General features: G+C 71.3%; 15 protein-coding genes. 9 read left to right on the forward strand and 6 right to left on the reverse strand.

The window, feature by feature from the left end; translation table 11 throughout:
• Positions 1–264: 264 nt before the first annotated feature.
• On the forward strand, positions 265–825 hold the full coding sequence (gene tssE / locus ACEN9J_RS01785; protein WP_413763128.1) for a type VI secretion system baseplate subunit TssE: 561 nt from the start codon (positions 265–267) through the stop codon (positions 823–825).
• Positions 826–843: 18 nt separating this feature from the next.
• On the forward strand, positions 844–2,733 hold the full coding sequence (gene tssF, locus ACEN9J_RS01790) for a type VI secretion system baseplate subunit TssF (RefSeq protein WP_413763129.1): 1,890 nt from the start codon (positions 844–846) through the stop codon (positions 2,731–2,733).
• A gap of 8 nt (positions 2,734–2,741) precedes the next feature.
• On the opposite strand, the gene ACEN9J_RS01795 is transcribed toward tssF, so the two are convergent.
• A complete protein-coding gene (locus ACEN9J_RS01795) occupies positions 2,742–3,362 on the reverse strand; it encodes a TetR/AcrR family transcriptional regulator (RefSeq protein ID WP_057596700.1) in 621 nt (206 codons plus the stop codon).
• 81 nt (positions 3,363–3,443) lie between these two features.
• On the opposite strand from ACEN9J_RS01795, the gene ACEN9J_RS01800 reads away from it, so the two are divergent.
• Positions 3,444–3,872, forward strand: coding sequence for a VOC family protein (locus ACEN9J_RS01800; protein WP_057596699.1), 429 nt, complete (start codon positions 3,444–3,446; stop codon positions 3,870–3,872).
• Between the two features lie 142 nt (positions 3,873–4,014).
• On the opposite strand, the gene ACEN9J_RS01805 is transcribed toward ACEN9J_RS01800, so the two are convergent.
• Both ACEN9J_RS01805 and ACEN9J_RS01810 read right to left on the reverse strand, forming a co-directional pair.
• Entirely contained in the window at positions 4,015–5,874 is a 1,860-nt protein-coding gene (locus ACEN9J_RS01805; protein WP_172705665.1) for an ABC transporter ATP-binding protein, read from the reverse strand.
• Positions 5,875–5,946: 72 nt separating this feature from the next.
• Positions 5,947–6,891: a LysR family transcriptional regulator gene (locus tag ACEN9J_RS01810; protein ID WP_208509112.1), complete on the reverse strand. Its 945-nt coding sequence runs from the start codon at positions 6,889–6,891 to the stop codon at positions 5,947–5,949.
• A 106-nt stretch (positions 6,892–6,997) separates the two neighbouring features.
• On the opposite strand from ACEN9J_RS01810, the gene ACEN9J_RS01815 reads away from it, so the two are divergent.
• Positions 6,998–7,828: a DODA-type extradiol aromatic ring-opening family dioxygenase gene (locus tag ACEN9J_RS01815; protein ID WP_057596696.1), complete on the forward strand. Its 831-nt coding sequence runs from the start codon at positions 6,998–7,000 to the stop codon at positions 7,826–7,828.
• Here ACEN9J_RS01815 and ACEN9J_RS01820 read toward each other — a convergent pair.
• Positions 7,819–9,309 (reverse strand): glycosyltransferase family 2 protein, encoded by a 1,491-nt coding sequence (locus ACEN9J_RS01820; RefSeq protein ID WP_057596695.1) that lies wholly within the window; start codon positions 9,307–9,309, stop codon positions 7,819–7,821. The genes ACEN9J_RS01815 and ACEN9J_RS01820 overlap by 10 nt on opposite strands.
• Before the next feature lie 128 nt (positions 9,310–9,437).
• On the opposite strand from ACEN9J_RS01820, the gene ACEN9J_RS01825 reads away from it, so the two are divergent.
• Complete coding sequence (locus tag ACEN9J_RS01825) at positions 9,438–9,998, forward strand: cytochrome b (protein WP_057596694.1); 561 nt, start codon at positions 9,438–9,440, stop codon at positions 9,996–9,998.
• Entirely contained in the window at positions 9,995–10,885 is an 891-nt protein-coding gene (locus tag ACEN9J_RS01830; RefSeq protein WP_057596693.1) for an alpha/beta fold hydrolase, read from the forward strand. Before ACEN9J_RS01825 ends, ACEN9J_RS01830 begins: the two co-directional genes overlap by 4 nt.
• Positions 10,886–10,891: 6 nt before the next feature.
• Here ACEN9J_RS01830 and ACEN9J_RS01835 read toward each other — a convergent pair whose 3' ends face one another.
• On the reverse strand, positions 10,892–11,824 hold the full coding sequence (locus tag ACEN9J_RS01835) for an aldo/keto reductase (protein WP_413764531.1): 933 nt from the start codon (positions 11,822–11,824) through the stop codon (positions 10,892–10,894).
• 268 nt (positions 11,825–12,092) lie between these two features.
• Between ACEN9J_RS01835 and ACEN9J_RS01840 the strand changes: the two genes are divergently transcribed.
• Positions 12,093–13,631, forward strand: coding sequence for a sialidase family protein (locus ACEN9J_RS01840; RefSeq protein ID WP_057596691.1), 1,539 nt, complete (start codon positions 12,093–12,095; stop codon positions 13,629–13,631).
• A 15-nt stretch (positions 13,632–13,646) separates the two neighbouring features.
• Here the strand turns inward: ACEN9J_RS01840 and ACEN9J_RS01845 are convergent, their stop codons facing one another.
• A complete protein-coding gene (locus ACEN9J_RS01845) occupies positions 13,647–15,014 on the reverse strand; it encodes a M20 metallopeptidase family protein (protein ID WP_057596690.1) in 1,368 nt (455 codons plus the stop codon).
• Between the two features lie 133 nt (positions 15,015–15,147).
• Here ACEN9J_RS01845 and ACEN9J_RS01850 point away from each other — a divergent pair, with 133 nt between their 5' ends.
• Complete coding sequence (locus ACEN9J_RS01850; protein WP_057596689.1) at positions 15,148–16,047, forward strand: LysR family transcriptional regulator; 900 nt, start codon at positions 15,148–15,150, stop codon at positions 16,045–16,047.
• 90 nt (positions 16,048–16,137) lie between these two features.
• Positions 16,138–17,052 (forward strand): LysR substrate-binding domain-containing protein, encoded by a 915-nt coding sequence (locus ACEN9J_RS01855; RefSeq protein ID WP_413764532.1) that lies wholly within the window; start codon positions 16,138–16,140, stop codon positions 17,050–17,052.
• Positions 17,053–17,058 lie beyond the last annotated feature (6 nt).

Here is a 17,058-nt window from a genome sequence, read left to right on the forward strand (position 1 = left end):
ATGACGACGACCAGACCGACGATGTAGATGATGGAATTCACCGCGAGCACTCCACGTTGTTGACGATGGGGTCAGCATCGCGGCGCAAGGGGTGCGGGAGGTGTCGGCGAGGGGCGGCGGGTTCTGTAGGACTTGCGGGGCCGGTCATGACATATCTCCCGCTTCGCGGGCCTGTCTGGCCCCGTGCGCGGCGGCGTGACCATTGTTTGCACTGCCGCATCGCGGGCGCCGCCACACTCGGCGGCCTTGGCGGAGGTAGCGACCATGTCCGACGATTCCATCGATCCCGTGCATCCCGGCGCGCGCGTGGCGCGAGCGGCTTTCGCGCCCGTGCGGCGCCCGCATGCATGGCTGCTGCCCACGCTGTTCGACCGCCTGCGCGACGAGGCGCCGAGCCAACGGCGCGACGCCATGTCCGACGTCGCGGCGAGCCCCGCGCGCCTGCGCGAGATCGTGCGGCGCGACCTCTCAATCCTGCTCGACACCACCAGCGCCGAGGACCGCATCGACCGCGCGCGCCATGCGCTGGCCGCGGCTTCCACGCTGAACTTCGGCCTGCCGGCGTTCGCGGGCGGCCCCGCGTCGCAGCGGCGCTGGAGCGAACTCGAGCGCATGCTGCGGCGCGCGATCCGCGACTACGAGCCGCGCCTGATCGCCCGGTCGCTGCGCATCGTGCCGCTGGCCGGCGCGGGTCTCGCGGGCAACGAACTGCGCTTCGAGATCCATGCGCTGATCGACCTGCGGCCCTGTCCGCTCGAGTTCATGGTGCACAGCACGCTGGACCTCGAGTCGCGCCGCGTGAGCGTCGCGCCCTCCGCGCGCTGAGACACCTGGAGCACTCCCATGGACCCCCGAATGCTCGAGGCCTACAGCCAGGAACTGGCCTACATGCGCGAAGCCGCGGCCGAGTTCGCCGCCGCCCATCCGAAGATCGCGCACCGGCTCGGCATGCAGGGCATCGAGGTGGCCGATCCCTACGTCGAGCGGCTGATCGAGGCCTTCAGCTTCCTGTCGGCGCGCATGCGGATCAAGCTCGATGCCGAGTTCCCGCGCTTCACGCAGCGGCTGCTCGAGGTGATGCATCCCCACTACCTGAGCCCCACGCCCTCGATGGCGGTGGCGCAACTGCACCCGAGCGCGAACGAGGGCGACCTGCGGCGCGGCTTCGTGGTGCCGCGCGGCACGGCCTTCCATGCGAAGGTGGCGCCGGGCGAGCAGACACCCTGCGAGTTCCGCTCGAGCCAGGCCGTGACGCTGTGGCCGATCGAGATCGCGCAGGCCAGCCTCGCGGGCGCGCCGCCCGACCTGCCGGCGCTCGAGCGCCATCTGCCGCCGCAGGTGCAGGTCGGCGGCGCGCTGCGGCTGCGCCTGCGCACGATCGGGCCGCTCGGTTTCTCCGCGCTGGCCGGGCTCGACCGGCTGCCGGTCTGCCTGGTCGGCGATGCGCGCCTGGCTTCGCACCTGTTCGAGCTGCTGCACACCGCGGCCGTCGCCACCGTCACGGGCACGCCCGGACGGCTCGGCGAGCGTCCGCACGTGGTCGTGCACGAGGCGCTGGTGCACGAGGGCCTCGAGCCCGGCGAGGGACTGCTGCCGCCGGCATGGAACAGCCTCCATGGCCACAACCTGCTGCACGAATACTTCGCCTGCCCCGAGCGCTTTCTCTTCTTCACGCTGACGCAACTCGCGCCGGGCCTGTCGCGCATCGAGGGGCGCGAGGCCGAGATCGTGGTGCTGCTCGCGCGATCGCCCGCGAGCCCCGGGCTGGCGCCAAGCCTGGTCGACGCGGCGCAGTTCGCGCTGTTCGCCACGCCGGTGGTCAACCTGTTCCAGCGCCGCACCGACCGCATCGAACTCGATGCCGCGCGCACCGAGTTCCACCTCGTGCCAGACCGCTCGCGCCCGCTGGACTTCGAGGTCTACGCGGTCGAGCAGCTGAGCGGCCAGCAGCCAGGGACCACGGCCCCGACGCAGTTCCGGCCGCTCTACCAGACGCTCAACGAGGACCAGGGCAACCACGGGCGCTACTTCTCTTTGCGGCGCGAGCCGCGGCTGGTGTCGGACACCGCGCGCCGCCACGGCACGCGCACGCCGTACATCGGCAGCGAGGCGTTCGTGTCGCTGGTCGACCAGCACGAGGCGCCGTACCCCGAGGGCCTGCGCAGCCTGTGGGCGCAGGCTTGGCTCACCAACCGCGACCTGCCGTGCCTGGTGCCGCGCAACGGCCGCAGCGACCTCGCGGCGGCAGAGTCGATGCCGGTGTCGGCGGTGGGGCTGGTGCGCCCGCCGAGCATGCCGCGGCCGCCGTTCGCGCAGCGCGAGATCGCCTGGCGGCTGATCCGGCAACTGGGCTTCAACCACCTGCCGCTGGCCGGCCTGCCGCGGCGCGAGGGCGCGCAGGCGCTGCGCGACATGCTGCGGTTGTTCGTCGCGGGCGACGACGAGGCGATGCGGCTGCAGGTCGACGCGCTCGTGGCCTCGCGCATCGCGCCGGTCACGCGCCGGTTGCCGGGCCATGGGCCGCTGGTCTACGGCCGCGGCGTGGCCTGCACGCTGAGCGTGGACGAACAGGGCTTCTCGGGCGCCAGCCCCTACCTGTTCGGGCTCGTGCTCGAACGCTATCTCGCGCGCCACGTGAGCATCAACGTCTTCACGCAGACCACGCTCGAATCGCTGCAGCGCGGCACGGTCGCGCGCTGGCCGGTGCGCATGGGCGGGCGCGGGATCGTCTAGCGCTCGCTCTAGTTCTTGCGCCTGGGCGCGGGTTTGGCTGGCGCCTCCGCGCCGAGAGCTTGTTGCAGCAGCCAGCGCATCGCGTCGCGCACCTCGGTGGCATCGGCGCCCGCGTCGATCTCGAGCGCGGCGCGGTCGAAGGCGGCCGACAGCAGTTGCGAGAGCGCATCGAGCGAGACCTCGCCGCGGCCCATGCCGGCCTCGGCCAGCCCCTGGCGCAGCGAATGGGCGGCGTTCGCATCGTCCATCGCCATGATCTCCGCCATGCCGAGCACGGCCGGTCCGTCGATCAGCAGCAGCCGGGTGCGGCCCGGCACCGTCATCGCGCGCAGGTAGGCGTCGCTGCCGGCCAGCAGCGCCTCGCGCGGCGCCAGCGCCTCGGGCGTGGCGGCCGCGATCTCGGCGGCCACCGCGCGCGACTCCTGCTCGAGCACATGGCGGAACAGGTCGCGCTTGTCGGCGTAGTGGTGATAGAGCGCGCCGCGCGTGATGCCGGCCGCGGCCACGATGTCGGGCGTGGAGGTCTGGCCATAGCCCTGGTCGACGAAGAGGGCGCGCGCCGCCTCGGTCAGCGCCTGCCGCGTGGTCTCGGTGCGCTCCTTGTTGGTCCGGATGATCTTGGAGGTCATTTACATGCAGACTGTATGTATGTATATTCAATCAAACATACAGACTGTATGTCAGTTCCAGCCATCTCAAGGAGCCCCCTCATGAAAGTCACGAGCTACTACCCGGTCATCATGACCAACGACGTCGCCGGCACGGCGGACTTCTACCAGCGCCACTTCGGCTTCGCGCCGCTGTTCACGAGCGACTGGTACGTGCACCTGCAACTGGAGGGGGAGCCCTCGGTCAACCTCGCGGTGCTCGACGGCCGGCACGAGACCATTCCCGCCGCGGGCCGAGGCAAGGTGGCGGGCGGGCTGCTGTTGAACTTCGAGGTGGACGATCCCGACGCGGTGCACGACCGCCTGGCCGCGGCCGGCCTGCCGGTGCTGCTGCCGCTGCGCGACGAGGCCTTCGGCCAGCGCCACTTCATCACCAGCGACCCGAACGGGGTGCTGATCGACATCATCAAGCCGATTCCGCCGAGCGGGGAGTTCGTGGCGCAGTACGAGGCGGGGGCGTTGCCTGTCTGAATGCGGGAGCGGACAGCCGAACGCAGAGGTCGCGAAGGTCACGCAGAAGTCGCAGAAGAGAAGACCAAAAATTGGAATTCCTTCTGCGACTTCTGCGTAGTTTTTGTCTTCCTTCTGCGTTCGGCTGCCCGATCCCGCCTTTTCAGGCCAGCGCCGCTTCTTCCTCGTCGAGCGCGTCGCCCAGGAAGCCGCCGCTCTGGTGCGCCCACAGCCGCGCATAGAGCCCGCCCTTGGCCATCAGCGTGCGGTGGTCGCCTTCCTCCACCACGCGGCCCTCGTCGAGCACGATCAGCCGGTCCATCGCCGCGATGGTCGACAGCCGGTGCGCGATCGCGATCACGGTCTTGCCTTCCATCAGCGTGTAGAGGCTCTGCTGGATCGCGGCCTCGACCTCGGAGTCGAGCGCGCTGGTGGCCTCGTCGAGCAGCAGGATCGGCGCGTCCTTGAGCATCACGCGCGCGATCGCGATGCGCTGGCGCTGGCCGCCCGAGAGCTTCACGCCGCGCTCGCCCACATGGGCCTCGTAGCCGCGGCGCCCGCTGGCGTCGCCCAGCGTGCCGATGAAGTCGTGCGCCTCGGCGCGGCGCGCGGCGGCCTCGATCTGCGCCGGCGTCGCGTCGGGGCGGCCGTAGGCGATGTTGTCGGCCACCGAGCGGTGCATCAGCGAGGTGTCCTGCGTCACCATGCCGATGTGGCTGCGCAGCGAATCCTGCGTGGCCAGCGCGATGTCCTGGCCGTCGATCAGGATGCGGCCGCTCTCCAGGTCGTGGAAGCGCAGCAGCAGGTTCACCAGCGTCGACTTGCCGGCGCCCGAGCGGCCCACCAGGCCGATCTTCTCGCCGGGCGCCACGGTCAGCGTGAGGTCCTCGATCACGCGCCGGCCGCCGGCCGCGCCGTAGCGGAAGCTCGCATGCTCGAAGCGCACCTCGCCGCGCGGCACCTCGAGCGGCTTCGCGCCCGGCGCATCGAGCACGGCGCGCGGGCGCGACAGCGTCTTCATGCCGTCCTGCACCGTGCCGATGTTCTCGAACAGGCTGGTCATCTCCCACATGATCCAGTGCGACATGCCCTGCAGCCGCAGCGCCATGGCGGTGGCCGCGGCCACCGCGCCCACGCCGACCGCGCCGGTGGACCACAGCCACAGCGCCGTGCCCGCCATGCCGGCGGTCAGGCCCATGCTCAGCGTGTGGTTGACGATCTCGAAGGCGCTCACCAGCCGCATCTGGCCGTAGCCCGTGTGCATGAACTCGCGCATCGCGTCGCGCGCGAAGCCGGCCTCGCGCTGCGTGTGCGAGAACAGCTTCACCGTCGCGATGTTTGTGTAGGCATCGGTCACGCGGCCGGTCATCAGCGCGCGCGCATCGGCCTGCGCCTTGCCGACCGCGCCCAGGCGCGGCACGAAGTAGATCAGCGCGCCGATGTAGAAGGCCAGCCAGATCAGGAACGGCCAGATCAGCTGCGTGTCGAGCACGCCCACCAGCACGATCATGGTCGCGACGTACACGCCCATCGCCACCAGCACATCGGCCAGCACGAACACGGTCTCGCGCACCGCGAGCGCGGTCTGCATCACCTTGGCCGTGATGCGGCCCGCGAACTCGTCCTGGTAGAAGGCCATGCTCTGGCCCAGCATCAGGCGGTGGAAGTTCCAGCGCAGCCGCATCGGCAGGTTGATCGCGAGCGTCTGGTGCTTGACGATGGTCTGCAACGCGACCACCGCGATGCTGGCGACCAGCAGCCCGGCCATCCAGGCGAGCGTGGTGCCGCGGTCTTCCCACAGGCGCGAGGGCGCCTGGCCGCCGAGCCAGTCGACCACGCGTCCGAGCAGCGCGAACAGCAGCGCCTCGAAGGTCGACATCACGGCGGTGAGCACCGCCATCGCGAGGATCTTGCCGCGCACGCCCTGCGTGCAGGCCCAGAGGAAGGCGAAGAAGCCTTGCGGCGGAAGCGGAGGTTCGGCGGCGGGGTAGGGGTGTAGAAGTTTTTCGAAGAAACGGAACAAGGACTGACTCTCCCGAAGAGCCGAAGACTGTAGCCGTGAGCGCATGACCTTGCCCTGAAAAGGTGCGTTTCTTCAGCTTCTGCGTGGTTTGCGCGACGAAGTGGCGGGAACGGGCGCGGTCTTTGGTTCGAGCGCCGCGAGCCGCTCGCCGAGGAAGTCGATGAAAGTACGCAGCTTGGGTGCCATGTACTGGCGGCTGGTGTAGACCGCGAACAGCGTCACCGGGTGCGGTTCGTGGTCGGGCAACAGGCGCACCAGCCGGCCCTGCGCGAGGTCGTCCTCGAGCAGCCAGCCCGGCATGAACGCCACGCCCATGCCCGCGCGCACCGCATGCAGCGTGAGCGTGGTGTCGTCCGAGCGCATGACCGGCGTGAGCCGTAGCGGGAACAGGCGCCCGCCCGGCCCCGTGAGCGCCAGGTGGTCGAGCGCCACGTAGCTCGGCACGATCGCGCCGAGCCGCGCCACCTCGGCCGGCACCGCGGGGCTGCCGCCCATGCGCGCGAGGTACTCGGGCGTGCCCGCGAGGAAGAAGGGCACGCGGCACAGCGGCCGCGCGATCAGCGCGGGCGAGGGCTCCTGCGTGGCGCGCAGCGCGAGGTCGTAGCCGTCGGCCGCGAGGTCGACCTTGCGGTTCTCGAGGTGGATGTCGAGCAGCACCTCGGGATAGCGCGCACGGTAGTCGGCCAGCACCTGCGCGAAGCGCGCGGTGGCGCACCACACGGGCGCGCTGAGCTTGAGCTGGCCGCGCGGCGCCTCGCGGGTCTGGCCGATCGCGGCCTCGGCGGCATCGAGCAGGTCGAGCGCGCGCCGGCTCTGCTCGTACCAGGCGGTACCGGCCTCGGTCAGGCTCAGGTGGCGGCTCGAGCGGTGCAAGAGGCGCGCGCCCAGCGACTTCTCGAGCTGCGCCACGTGCTTGCTGGCCATCGGCGCCGACAGCCCGAGCCGCTCGGCGGCGGCCACGAAGCTGCCCGATTCGACGACCTCGCGGAACACGCGCAGGCTGGTCATGCGGTCCATCGATGATTTCCTCTGGAGAAACGATTTGATGAATCGTAGCCTGTCGATTTCCTCGCAGGAAATATCTACAGTCGCTGCAACGCCTTCAATTCAAGGAAGCAACGACATGACCCACGACAACCCGAATCGCCTGCCCACCTACTTCATCTCGCACGGCGGCGGCCCCTGGCCCTGGATGAAGCGCGAGATGGGCGCTACCTACGACCGGCTCGCCGCCGCGCTGGCCGACATGCCGCGCCAGCTCGGCCGCACGCCCAAGGCCATCCTCATGGTCTCGGCCCACTGGGAGGCGCCGGTGTTCACGGTGCAGGGCAATCCGCGTCCGCCGATGATCTACGACTACGGCGGCTTCCCGGCCCACACCTACGAGGTGCACTACGACGCGCCCGGTTCGCCCGCGCTCGCGCAGCGCGTGCAGTCGCTGATCGCCGCGGCCGGGCTGCCGGCCGCCGTCGATCCCGAGCGCGGCTACGACCACGGCATGTTCTCGCCGATGGCCGCGATCTACCCGCAGGCCGAGGTGCCGGTGGTGCAGCTCTCGCTGCGCCGCGGCCTCGACCCGGCCGAGCACATCGCGCTGGGCCGCGCGCTCGCGCCGCTGCGCGACGAGGACGTGCTGATCGTCGGCAGCGGCCTGAGCTATCACAACCTGCGCAACTTCGGGCCGCAGGCGCATGGCGTGTCGAAGGCCTTCGGCGACTGGCTCGACGCCACCTCGGTCGAGGCCGCACCGGCGGAACGCGTGCAGCGCCTGCGGGACTGGGCCGCCGCCCCCTCGGCGCGCATGGCGCATCCGCGCGAGGAGCACCTGATTCCGCTGATGGTGGCGGTGGGGGCGGCCGAGCAGGAGGCGGGCGAGCGCGTGTACCACGAGGAGGCCTTCATGGGCGGCCTCGTGGTGTCGAGCTATCGCTTCGGCGGCGCGGGTTACTTCTGATCGACCCGGCGCTCGGCGCCGTCTGAATCGACCAGCCCGACGCGCTGCTGCCGGCCCCAGGTGCCGCGCCCGGTCAGGAAGGTCCACCAGCCCCAGGCCGCGCCCGTGTGGCGCAGCAGCTGGAAGGTGAAGGGCTCGATCAGCGCGGCCGCGAAGGCCTGCAGCATGCCGGCCTCGCCGCCGTGGCCGACCCAGCGCCGGTACAGGTGCACCGACCACAGGTGGAAGACGAGGTCGAGCACGATCTTGGCGGCGATCACGCCGGCCGCGGGCAACAGTACGCCGAAGTCGCCGCGCACCAGGTACATCACGAGCAGGCCGAAGGCCGCGAGGCCGTACAGCGGCTGCAGGGTGTCGATGGCCTTGACCGGCAGCATCGCGGTGCCGAGCCAGCCGTAGCGGCGGTCGCCCACCATCGCGCGGTACCAGTACTGGGTCTGCAGGAAGCCGCCGAACCAGCGCCGGCGCTGGCGCAGGAAGGCGCCCACGCTGCTGGGCGCGTCGGTGCGCGCCTGCGCGTCGCCGAGCACGCGCACGCGCCAGTCGAGGCCGTGCGCCTGGGCATGGCGGTGCAGCCGGTGGATGAGCTCGTAGTCCTCGACCAGGCAGTCGGTGTCGAAGCCGCCCACGGCGCGCACCGCGTCGCGCCGGAAGCCCGCGAAGGCGCCCGAGATCAGCAGCAGGCCGTCGACCCGCATCCAGGCATAGCGCGAGAGGAAGTTGCGGATGTACTCGTAAGTCTGGAACCACTGCAGCAGCCGACCGCCCAGCGTGCGGCTGCACACCGGCGTGATGACGCCGGTGGCCGCCACCAGCGCGGGCTCGTCCGAGAAGGCGCGGCGCACCGCGGCGATGGCGCGCGCGTCGAGCAGGGTGTCGCCGTCGACGGTGAGCACGGTCTCGGTGTCTATGCACAGCACCGCGGCGTTCAGCGCCACCGCCTTGCCGCCGTGCGGCAGCCGCAGCCAGTGCAGGTTGGGATGCAGGGTGCTGGCGGCGCTGAGCTGCCCCGGCTCGGGCGCCTCGAGCCCGTAGCGCGTGGTCAGCAGCTCGGCCGTGCCGTCGGTCGAGCCGTCGTCGGCGATCACGATGCGGTCGGGCGCATCGGTCTGGCCCAGCAGCGCGGCCAGCGTCACGGGCAGCACCGCGGCCTCGTCGTGCGCGGCGACGATCACGCCCAGCGTGGCGCGGTGCGGGGCCACGGCGGGATGCGGCAGCGGCGCCGAGGCCAGCGCGATGCCGCGCGGGCGCAGGATCGCGAGCGTCTGCCAGCCCACGAACAGCAGCAGCACGGTGTCGTAGAGCACGTAGGCCACGCCCACCGACCAGGCCTGCACGTTGCCCAGGCGGAAGGCCATGGCGAACAGCAGGCCCCACAGCAGCAGCACGCCGCCATGGATGAGCCAGCTTCGCAGCGGCGTGGCGGGGGGCGAGAGTCGCGGCGATGCGGCGACGAAGGCGGAGCGGAGCAGGTCGTTCAAGACAGGGGCGCCAGGGCGATGGGAAGGTGTACGCACGGAACGGGCCGGCGGTTTCGAATGTCCGAGGCCGAAGACCGGACAATCGCGCGCCTGACAGGCTGAGTCGGACTCCCGCCGAAAATTCCCGCATGCCCCCTCACCATCGCTACACACGCACCGCCATCGCGCTGCACTGGATCATCGCACTGCTGATGATCGTCAACATCGCGCTGATCCTCTCGGTCGACCGCTTTCCCGACGACTGGGTGCGCCCGGCCATCGACACCCACAAGTCGATCGGCATCACCGTGCTGGGGCTGGTGATCCTGCGCATCCTGTGGCGCGCCACCCACCGGCCGCCGGCCATGCCCGGCAGCTACGGCCGGCTCGAACGCATCGGCGCGCATGCGGCCCATGGCGCGCTGTACCTCGTGATGATCGCGCTGCCGCTGTCGGGCTGGATGCACGACTCGGCCTGGAAGGACGCGGCCACGCACCCGATGCAGCTGTTCGGCCTGTTCGAATGGCCGCGCATCGGCTGGATCATGGACATCGAGGCCGCCGCCAAGGAGAACCTCCACACCGTGCTGGGCGGCGTGCACACCTGGGCCGGCTATGTGCTCTATGTGCTGTTCGCGCTGCACCTGGTCGGTGCGCTCAAGCACCAGTTCCTCGATGGCGAGGCCGAGCTGCAGAGGATGCTGCCGTGAGCGCGGGCCCGTCCGGACTCTCGGCCGCGACCGAGGAAGAAGCCCGCGCCGTCATCGCGCGCGTCGATGCGCTGTCCACCCACCACGACATCGAGCAGGCCGGCGTGCGCGTCCGCTGGCGCCGCTTCGGTCCCGCCGACGGCGGCGCCCATCCGCCGCTGGTGCTGCTGCATGGCGGCCATGGCAGCTGGATGCACTGGCTGCGCAATGCCGAGGCCCTGTCGGCCGAGCGCGCGCTGTGGCTGCCCGACATGCCGGGCTTCAACGATTCGGGCACGCCGCCCCCGCCGGCGCCCGACGAGCATCCGCTCGCGCCCTCGCTCGCGGCGCTGGCCGGCTCTCTCGATGCATTGATCGGCGCCGGCACGCCGATCGACCTCGGCGGCTTCTCCTTCGGCGGCGTCGTGGCCTCGCAGTTCGCGCTGCACCGGCGCGCGGTGCGCCGCATGCTGCTGGTGGGCAGCGGCGGCCACGGCACGATGCGGCGCATGGCGGTGGAGATGATCAACTGGCGCCTCGCGCAGGACCGCGAGGCGGAGCGCGCCGCGCTGCTGCACAACCTCGGCGCGCTGATGCTGCACGACATGTCGCGCGCCGATCCGCTGGCCTTCGAGATCCACGACATCGCGTGCCACGGCACGCGCTTTCGCAGCAAGGAGGTGTCGCGCCGCGGCGGCCTGCAGGCGGCGCTGGCCGAGATCCCCGGGCCCAAGCTGTTCCTCTGGGGCGAGTTCGACGTGACCGCCGATTCGCGCGCGCTGGTCGCGCGGCTCGTGGCCGAGGGCCCGCAGCGCGAAGGCGCCGTGGTCGACGGCGCGGGGCATTGGGTGCAGTACGAACGGGCCGAGGAGTTCAACCGGCGCGTGGCCGACTTCCTCGATCGCTGAGCGGCGTCAGCCCAGCACCTGCGCCGCGTGCCGCTTCCAGAACGCCGCGTCGGGCACCGGCCCCGCGCCGGCCGCGGCGTTCTCGGCCATGTGGGCCGCGCGGCTGGTGCCGGGGATGGTGCAGGTCACGGCCGGATGGCTCAGCACGAACTTCAGCAGCACCTGGGCCCAGCTCGCGCAGCCGATCTCCGCGGCCCAGCCCGGCAGCGCGCGCTCGCGCAGCCGGCGCAGCAGGCCGCCGCCGCCGAAGGGCATGTTGACGATCACCGCCACCCCGCGTTCGGCCGCCAGCGGCAGCAGCCGTTCGGCGGCGGCGCGCGCGTCGAGCGAATAGTTGATCTGCAGGAAGTCGAGCGGCTGCGCGCGCAGCACCGCCTCGACCTCGTCGTAGGCCGAGGCCGTGTAGTGCGTGATGCCCAGGTAGCGCACGCGGCCCTGCGCCTTCCATTCGCGCAAGGTCGCGAGCTGGGTGCGCCAGTCGACCAGGTTGTGGATCTGCATCAGGTCCATGCGCTCGGTGCGCAACCGCGCAAAGGACTGCGCCATCTGCGCGATGCCGGCCTCGCGGCCCGAGGTCCAGACCTTGGTCGCGAGGAAGGGGCGCCGAGCGCCGCGTGCCGCCGCCGTGGCGGCCAGCAGCTCGCCGGTGCTCTCCTCGGAGCGGCCGTACATCGGCGAGCTGTCGATCACCGTGCCGCCCGCGGCGAACAGCGCCTCGAGCACGCCCGCGAGGCGCTGGTATTCCTCGCTGCCGGGACGCTGGTCGAAACCGATCCAGGTGCCGCAGCCGATCACGGGCAGCGCTTCCTGGGTGGAGGGGATGGGGCGGGTGTTCATGGTCGGCGGGGGCGTGGACCCGGCCGGCCGCTGCGCGAACGCGCTCAGCGCGGCGCTCGCGGGCAGGGCCGCGGCGAGCCGCAGGAACTGCGCGCGATGCATCGGCGCCGCGAGCGCGGGCCGCGAGGAGGACGTCGGGCCGGAGGGCTTCATGGGGGAGGGTGGCATCGACGATAGCACCGGCCTCGCCCTCGCGCAGCGGGCCGCCGATTGGCGCCGATGCAACACCTTCGTCCGGTGGATTGCCCGCGGATGTTCCCGAATGTATCGTCCGCGTCCGCAGGTGGAGGGCCTGCCGTCCGGCCGTCGATCGATCGAGCGATCCGCCGGAGCCATCCCGCAAAACCATTCCAACAAGAGAGCCACGACCGTGACCCCGTTTCCCCGACCCATCGTCCGCCTGCTGCGCGGATTCGTGCTGCTGCTGGCCGCGGCCCTGCTGGCCGCCTGCGTCGCGCCGCCGATCGCCCCCGAGCAGACCCTGACGGGCCACGAAGGCGCCGTGGTGATGAAGCTGATCACCAACAGCCCCGGCGAGAACGACCCGGCCGAAACGCTGTGGACCCTGCACCTGCAGCGCGTGCTCGAGCCCGGCGAGAAGCAGACCGGCCAGGACATGGTGGTGCTGCGGCGCACGCGCCATTCCACCTACACCACGGCCGTGTTCAGCGGCATGGTCGCGCCGGGCCGCTACATCATCAAGCACGCGGCGGGCGGCTCGGGCAACATGAACTACACCTTTCCCATCGATGCGAAGTTCGGCAGCTTCGACGTGGTACGCGACGAGGTCACGCTGCTCGGCACCCTGCTGATCCAGCCGCGCGGGGGCACGCGCTTCGTCGTCGCCTACGTGCGGCCGGAGGAGGAGCTGCAGAAGACCTTCGAGACCCTCTATCCCGCGCTCGCGGCGCAGACGCGCGATCGCCCGCAGCACGGCTTCATCTTCTCGCCCGACCTGCATCGCCGCGCCGCGCTGGCGCCGCAGCTCAAGCGGCTCGCGTCCGCCTGGCACGGTCTGGCGCAGACCGCCGACGGCGAGTTCATGGCCGGCGCCAAGCTCGGCAAGGTGCTGTGGCGCAAGAGCGGCGAGAGCCGCTGGCGCGAGATCGATGCGAAGACCTGGCGCGAGGTGCTGTCGGTGCGGCCGTACCGCGGCGGCCTGCTGGTGGCCGGCGAGGAGGGCCTGCTGCGCCTGTCGAGCGACGAGGGCGACACCTGGAAGGATCTGCTGCCGCCCGACGACGGCCTGATCCAGATGGCGCAGCCGATGCGCGACGGCAGCCTGGTGGTGATCTCGCGCAGCGACAGCCAATGGAAGGTCTACGCGTCCGCCGACCCGGGCGCCGGGTGGCGCAAGCTCGGCGAGTTCTCCGACACGCGCTCGATCAACGTGCCGTGGATGCGCAGCATGGCCTTCGGCACGCCCGAGCGGGCCGGCGTGATGATGCCGAACGGCGACCTTCACGTCACCGACGGCCGTACGCTGACGCGTTCGAGCAATGGCCAGTCCACCCTCGACGTGAACGCGCTGCCCGACGGCACGCTGGTGTCGCAGACGGCGATCTTCACCAAGTCCACCATGCTGTCGCCGGACTGGGGTCAGACCTGGACCGACCTCAACACCAGCCGCTTCGTCGTGACCATCGCCTTCAAGGATCGCCAGACCGCTTATGCGGTGGCGCCGATCGCGCCCGGATTCATGCCCGGGCCGATGGGTCTGATGACCACGCGCGACGGCGGCAAGAGCTGGACGCACACCGGCAGCTCACCGAGCGTCACCGGGCCGCAGGCCGTGCGCCAGATGATGGTGGACCGCTCCGACGGCTCCCTGATCGCCTTCCTGCCCGACAACCTGATCCTGCGCTCCGCGGACGAGGGCAAGAGCTGGAAGATCGTCAAGGACAACTGAAGCGTCGCGCGGTCTTCACTGCGCTTGCGAGACCTTGACCCCCGCGGCCCCACCGGCCGGCCGGTTCATGTACGCCAGCGTGCTGCCCACCAGCGCGCGCACGCCCACGCGCAGCGCCGACTCGTCGATCACGAACTCGGACGAGTGGTTGGGCGCGCCGTTGCGGTCGGCGAAGGGCGAGGCATTGAGGTGCCAGAACACGATCGGGATGTTCTTGCCGAAGGAACCGAAGTCCTCCGAGCCCATGCTCGGCTGCGACTCGCGCGCCTTGCCGGGGCCGGCCGCGGTCTCGAGCGCCTGCGTCACGGCCTGCGTGGCGGCCGGATCGCTGACCAGCACCTCGTAGCCGGTGTCGATCGTGACCTCGGCCGCGAGGCCGTGGCTCTCGGCGATCTTCTGCGCCTTGAGCCGGATGGCGTCGTGCGCGGTCTTCTGGTTCTTCTGCGACAGCGAGCGCACCGTGCCGGCGATCTCGGCCGTGTCGGGCAGGATGTTGACGCGGTTGCCGCTCTGCAGCAGGCCCACGGTCACCACGGTCGGGCCGTCGAGCGGATCGATCTGGTGGCTCACGATGTTCTGCAGCGCCAGCGCGATCTCGGCCGCGGCCAGCGTGGGGTCCTTCGCGGTCCAGGGCGAGGAGCCGTGGCCGCCCTTGCCCTTGAGCGCGATCTTGAACACGTCGCCGCTGGCCATCAGGCTGCCGCGCCGGTAGCTGATGGTGCCCGAGGGCGCGCGCGCACTGATGTGCTGGCCCATCACCACGTCGACCTTCGGGTTGTCGAGCACGCCGGCCTTGACCATCGCGGGCGCGCCGCTGGCCACCGGCCCCGGGCCCTGTTCCTCGGCCGGCTGGAACAGGAACACCACCGTGCCCGGCAGCTCGTCGCGCACCTTCGACAGCGCCTGCGCCGCGCCCAGCAGCATCGCCACGTGCGTGTCGTGGCCGCAGGCGTGCGAGACCGGCACGTCGCTGTTGAGCCAGGGCGCCTTCACGGTCGAGCGGAACGGCAGCTCGTTGCGCTCGGCCACCGGCAGCGCGTCCATGTCGGCGCGCAGCGCCACCACCGGGCCCGGCTTGCCGCCGCGCAGCACCGCCTTGATGCCGGTCTTGGCGACGCCGGTCTGGACCTCGATGCCGGGCATCTTCGCGAGCGCCGCCGCGATGTAGGCCGCCGTCTGCACCTCCTGGTACGACAGCTCCGGATGCTGGTGCACATGGCGGCGCCATTCGATCACCTGCGCCTCGGAGGCATCGGCGAGCGCCAGCGCGCGTGCCGTCAGCGCATGGCCGGCATCGGGCGCCGGGGCGGTCTGGGCCGAGGCCGCGACGTGGAAGAGGCTGCCGGAGAGCATCAGCAGGGCGAAGCGGGAGCGGAGTTTCATGAGTGGCTGAAGAAGGAGGGATGAAAGAGAGGTGTCGAGGCGGGTCAACCATAGCGAAAGCCGGCGCATCGGAAAAGACTCGAAAAACTCCAGGGCGATCAAAATCCCTGATCACCCCATTCCTCGTCCTCCCATGAACCTGCGCCATCTGAAGATCTTCGAAGCGATCGCCGAGGCCGGCAGCATCCGCGCCGCGGCGCGCGTGGCCGGCCTCACGCAGCCCGCCATGACCTACGCGATGCGCGAGCTCGAGCAGAGCGTGGGCGCGCAACTGCTGGTGCGCAGCGCCCAGGGCGTGTCGCTCACCGTGATCGGCGAGGCCCTGCTCCAGCGCGCGCGGTTGCTGGCCAACGAGGTGCGCCGCGCCGAGGACGAGATCGCCCAGTTGCGCGACGGCGCCGGCGGCCTGCTGCGCGTCGCCTTCAGCTCGTTCGCGGTCGAGCGGCTGCTGCCCGACGCGCTGCAGGACTTCCGCCGCAAGTGGCCGGGCGTCGCGCTCGAGTTGCAGGAGCTCAGCGGCGCCGACGTGAAGGGCCTCTGGAGCCGCGGCGACTTCGACTTCGCGATCCTCGGCGAACTCGAGCCCGATGCCGGCGACGGCGTGCACCGCGAGACGCTGCTCGAGTTCCCGCTCGCGGTGGTGGCCGGCGCGAAGCATCCGCTGGCGCGCGTGCGTTCGATGGCGAAGCTGCACGAGGCCATGTGGGTGGTGCCCTGGTACGGCGTCGAGCTGCTGCGCCGCCACTTCGCCGCGGCCGGCCTGTCGCCGCCGCGCGACATCGTGATCTGCCATTCGTGGCAGCTCGGCATCACGCTGGTGAAGAAGTCCGGCGCGCTGACCCTGGCCGCGGCCTCGCTGTTCAGGCATGCGGCGGCGGCGCGCGGGCTGGTCGCGCTGCAGGTCGCGGACAGGCTGCCCCAGGTGCGGGTGTCGCTGCTGATGCGCGACCCCGCGGCGCTCACGCCGGCGGCGCGGGCGTTCTCGCAGTCGTTGAAGGCGGTGGCGGACGGGGTGGCGGCGGGGGGACGGTAGCCGGCCGGCTCATTCGGCGCGAAGACACGCGGCGGTGCCTGTGCTCCAATCCCATTCCACCCTCGCCATCCCGCCGCTTTCGCCATGGGCTTGCCGCTCCCGCTCGTCCGCCTGTCCTCGCTCGACCTCGTGCGCGGCTTCGTCGCGGTGGGGCGGCGCATGAGCATCTCGCTGGCGGCGCAGGACCTGTGCGTGACGCAGTCGGCGGTCAGCAAGCAGGTGCATGCGCTCGAGGCGCAGCTCGGCGTGAAGCTGCTGGTGCGCGGCCATCGCTCGATCTCGTTCACGCCCGAGGGCGAGCGGCTGTTCCGCAGCGCCGATGCGGTGGTGCAGCAGCTGCAGGAGGTGATGGGCGAGATCGGCCGCACCGGCGCGCAGCGGCCGGTGACGCTGAGCGCGAGTATCGGCGTCACGGGGCTGTGGCTGCTGCCGCGGCTCAGCCGGGTGCAGGACATCCATCCGGGCGTGGACGTGCGCGTCTCGGCCAACAACCGCGTGGCCGACCTGCGCAACGAGGGCATCGACCTCGCGATCCGCTACACCACGCCCGCGCTGGCGCCGGCGGGCGCGGTGCGGCTGTTCGGCGAAACGGTGGCGCCGGTGGCGCATCCCTCGCTGGCGCTGCCGCCGCTGACCTCGGCCGAGGCGATCGCGGCGCTGAACCTGCTCGAGTTCGACGATGCGCAGCGGCCCTGGCTGCAGTGGCGCGACTGGCTGGCCGCGGCCGGCTGGGCCGACGCGAAGCCGCGCGGCATGCTGCGCTTCAACCAGTACGACCAGCTGATCCAGGCCGCGATGGCGGGGCAGGGCGTGGCGCTCGGGCGGCTCGAACTGATCCAGCCGCTGCTCGACGACCGGCGGCTGGTGCGCGTGGAGGCCGCGTCGCCGGCCCAGCCCTCGGGCCATGCCTACTGGCTGATCCAGGCCGAGCCGCGGCCGCGCGAGGAAGTGCGGCACGTGGCCGAGTGGCTGGTGGCGGAAGCCAAGGGCGCCGCGCCGCGCTGAGACCGT

Source organism: Variovorax sp. Varisp41, assembly GCF_047325085.1.
Lineage (GTDB): Bacteria > Pseudomonadota > Gammaproteobacteria > Burkholderiales > Burkholderiaceae_C > Variovorax.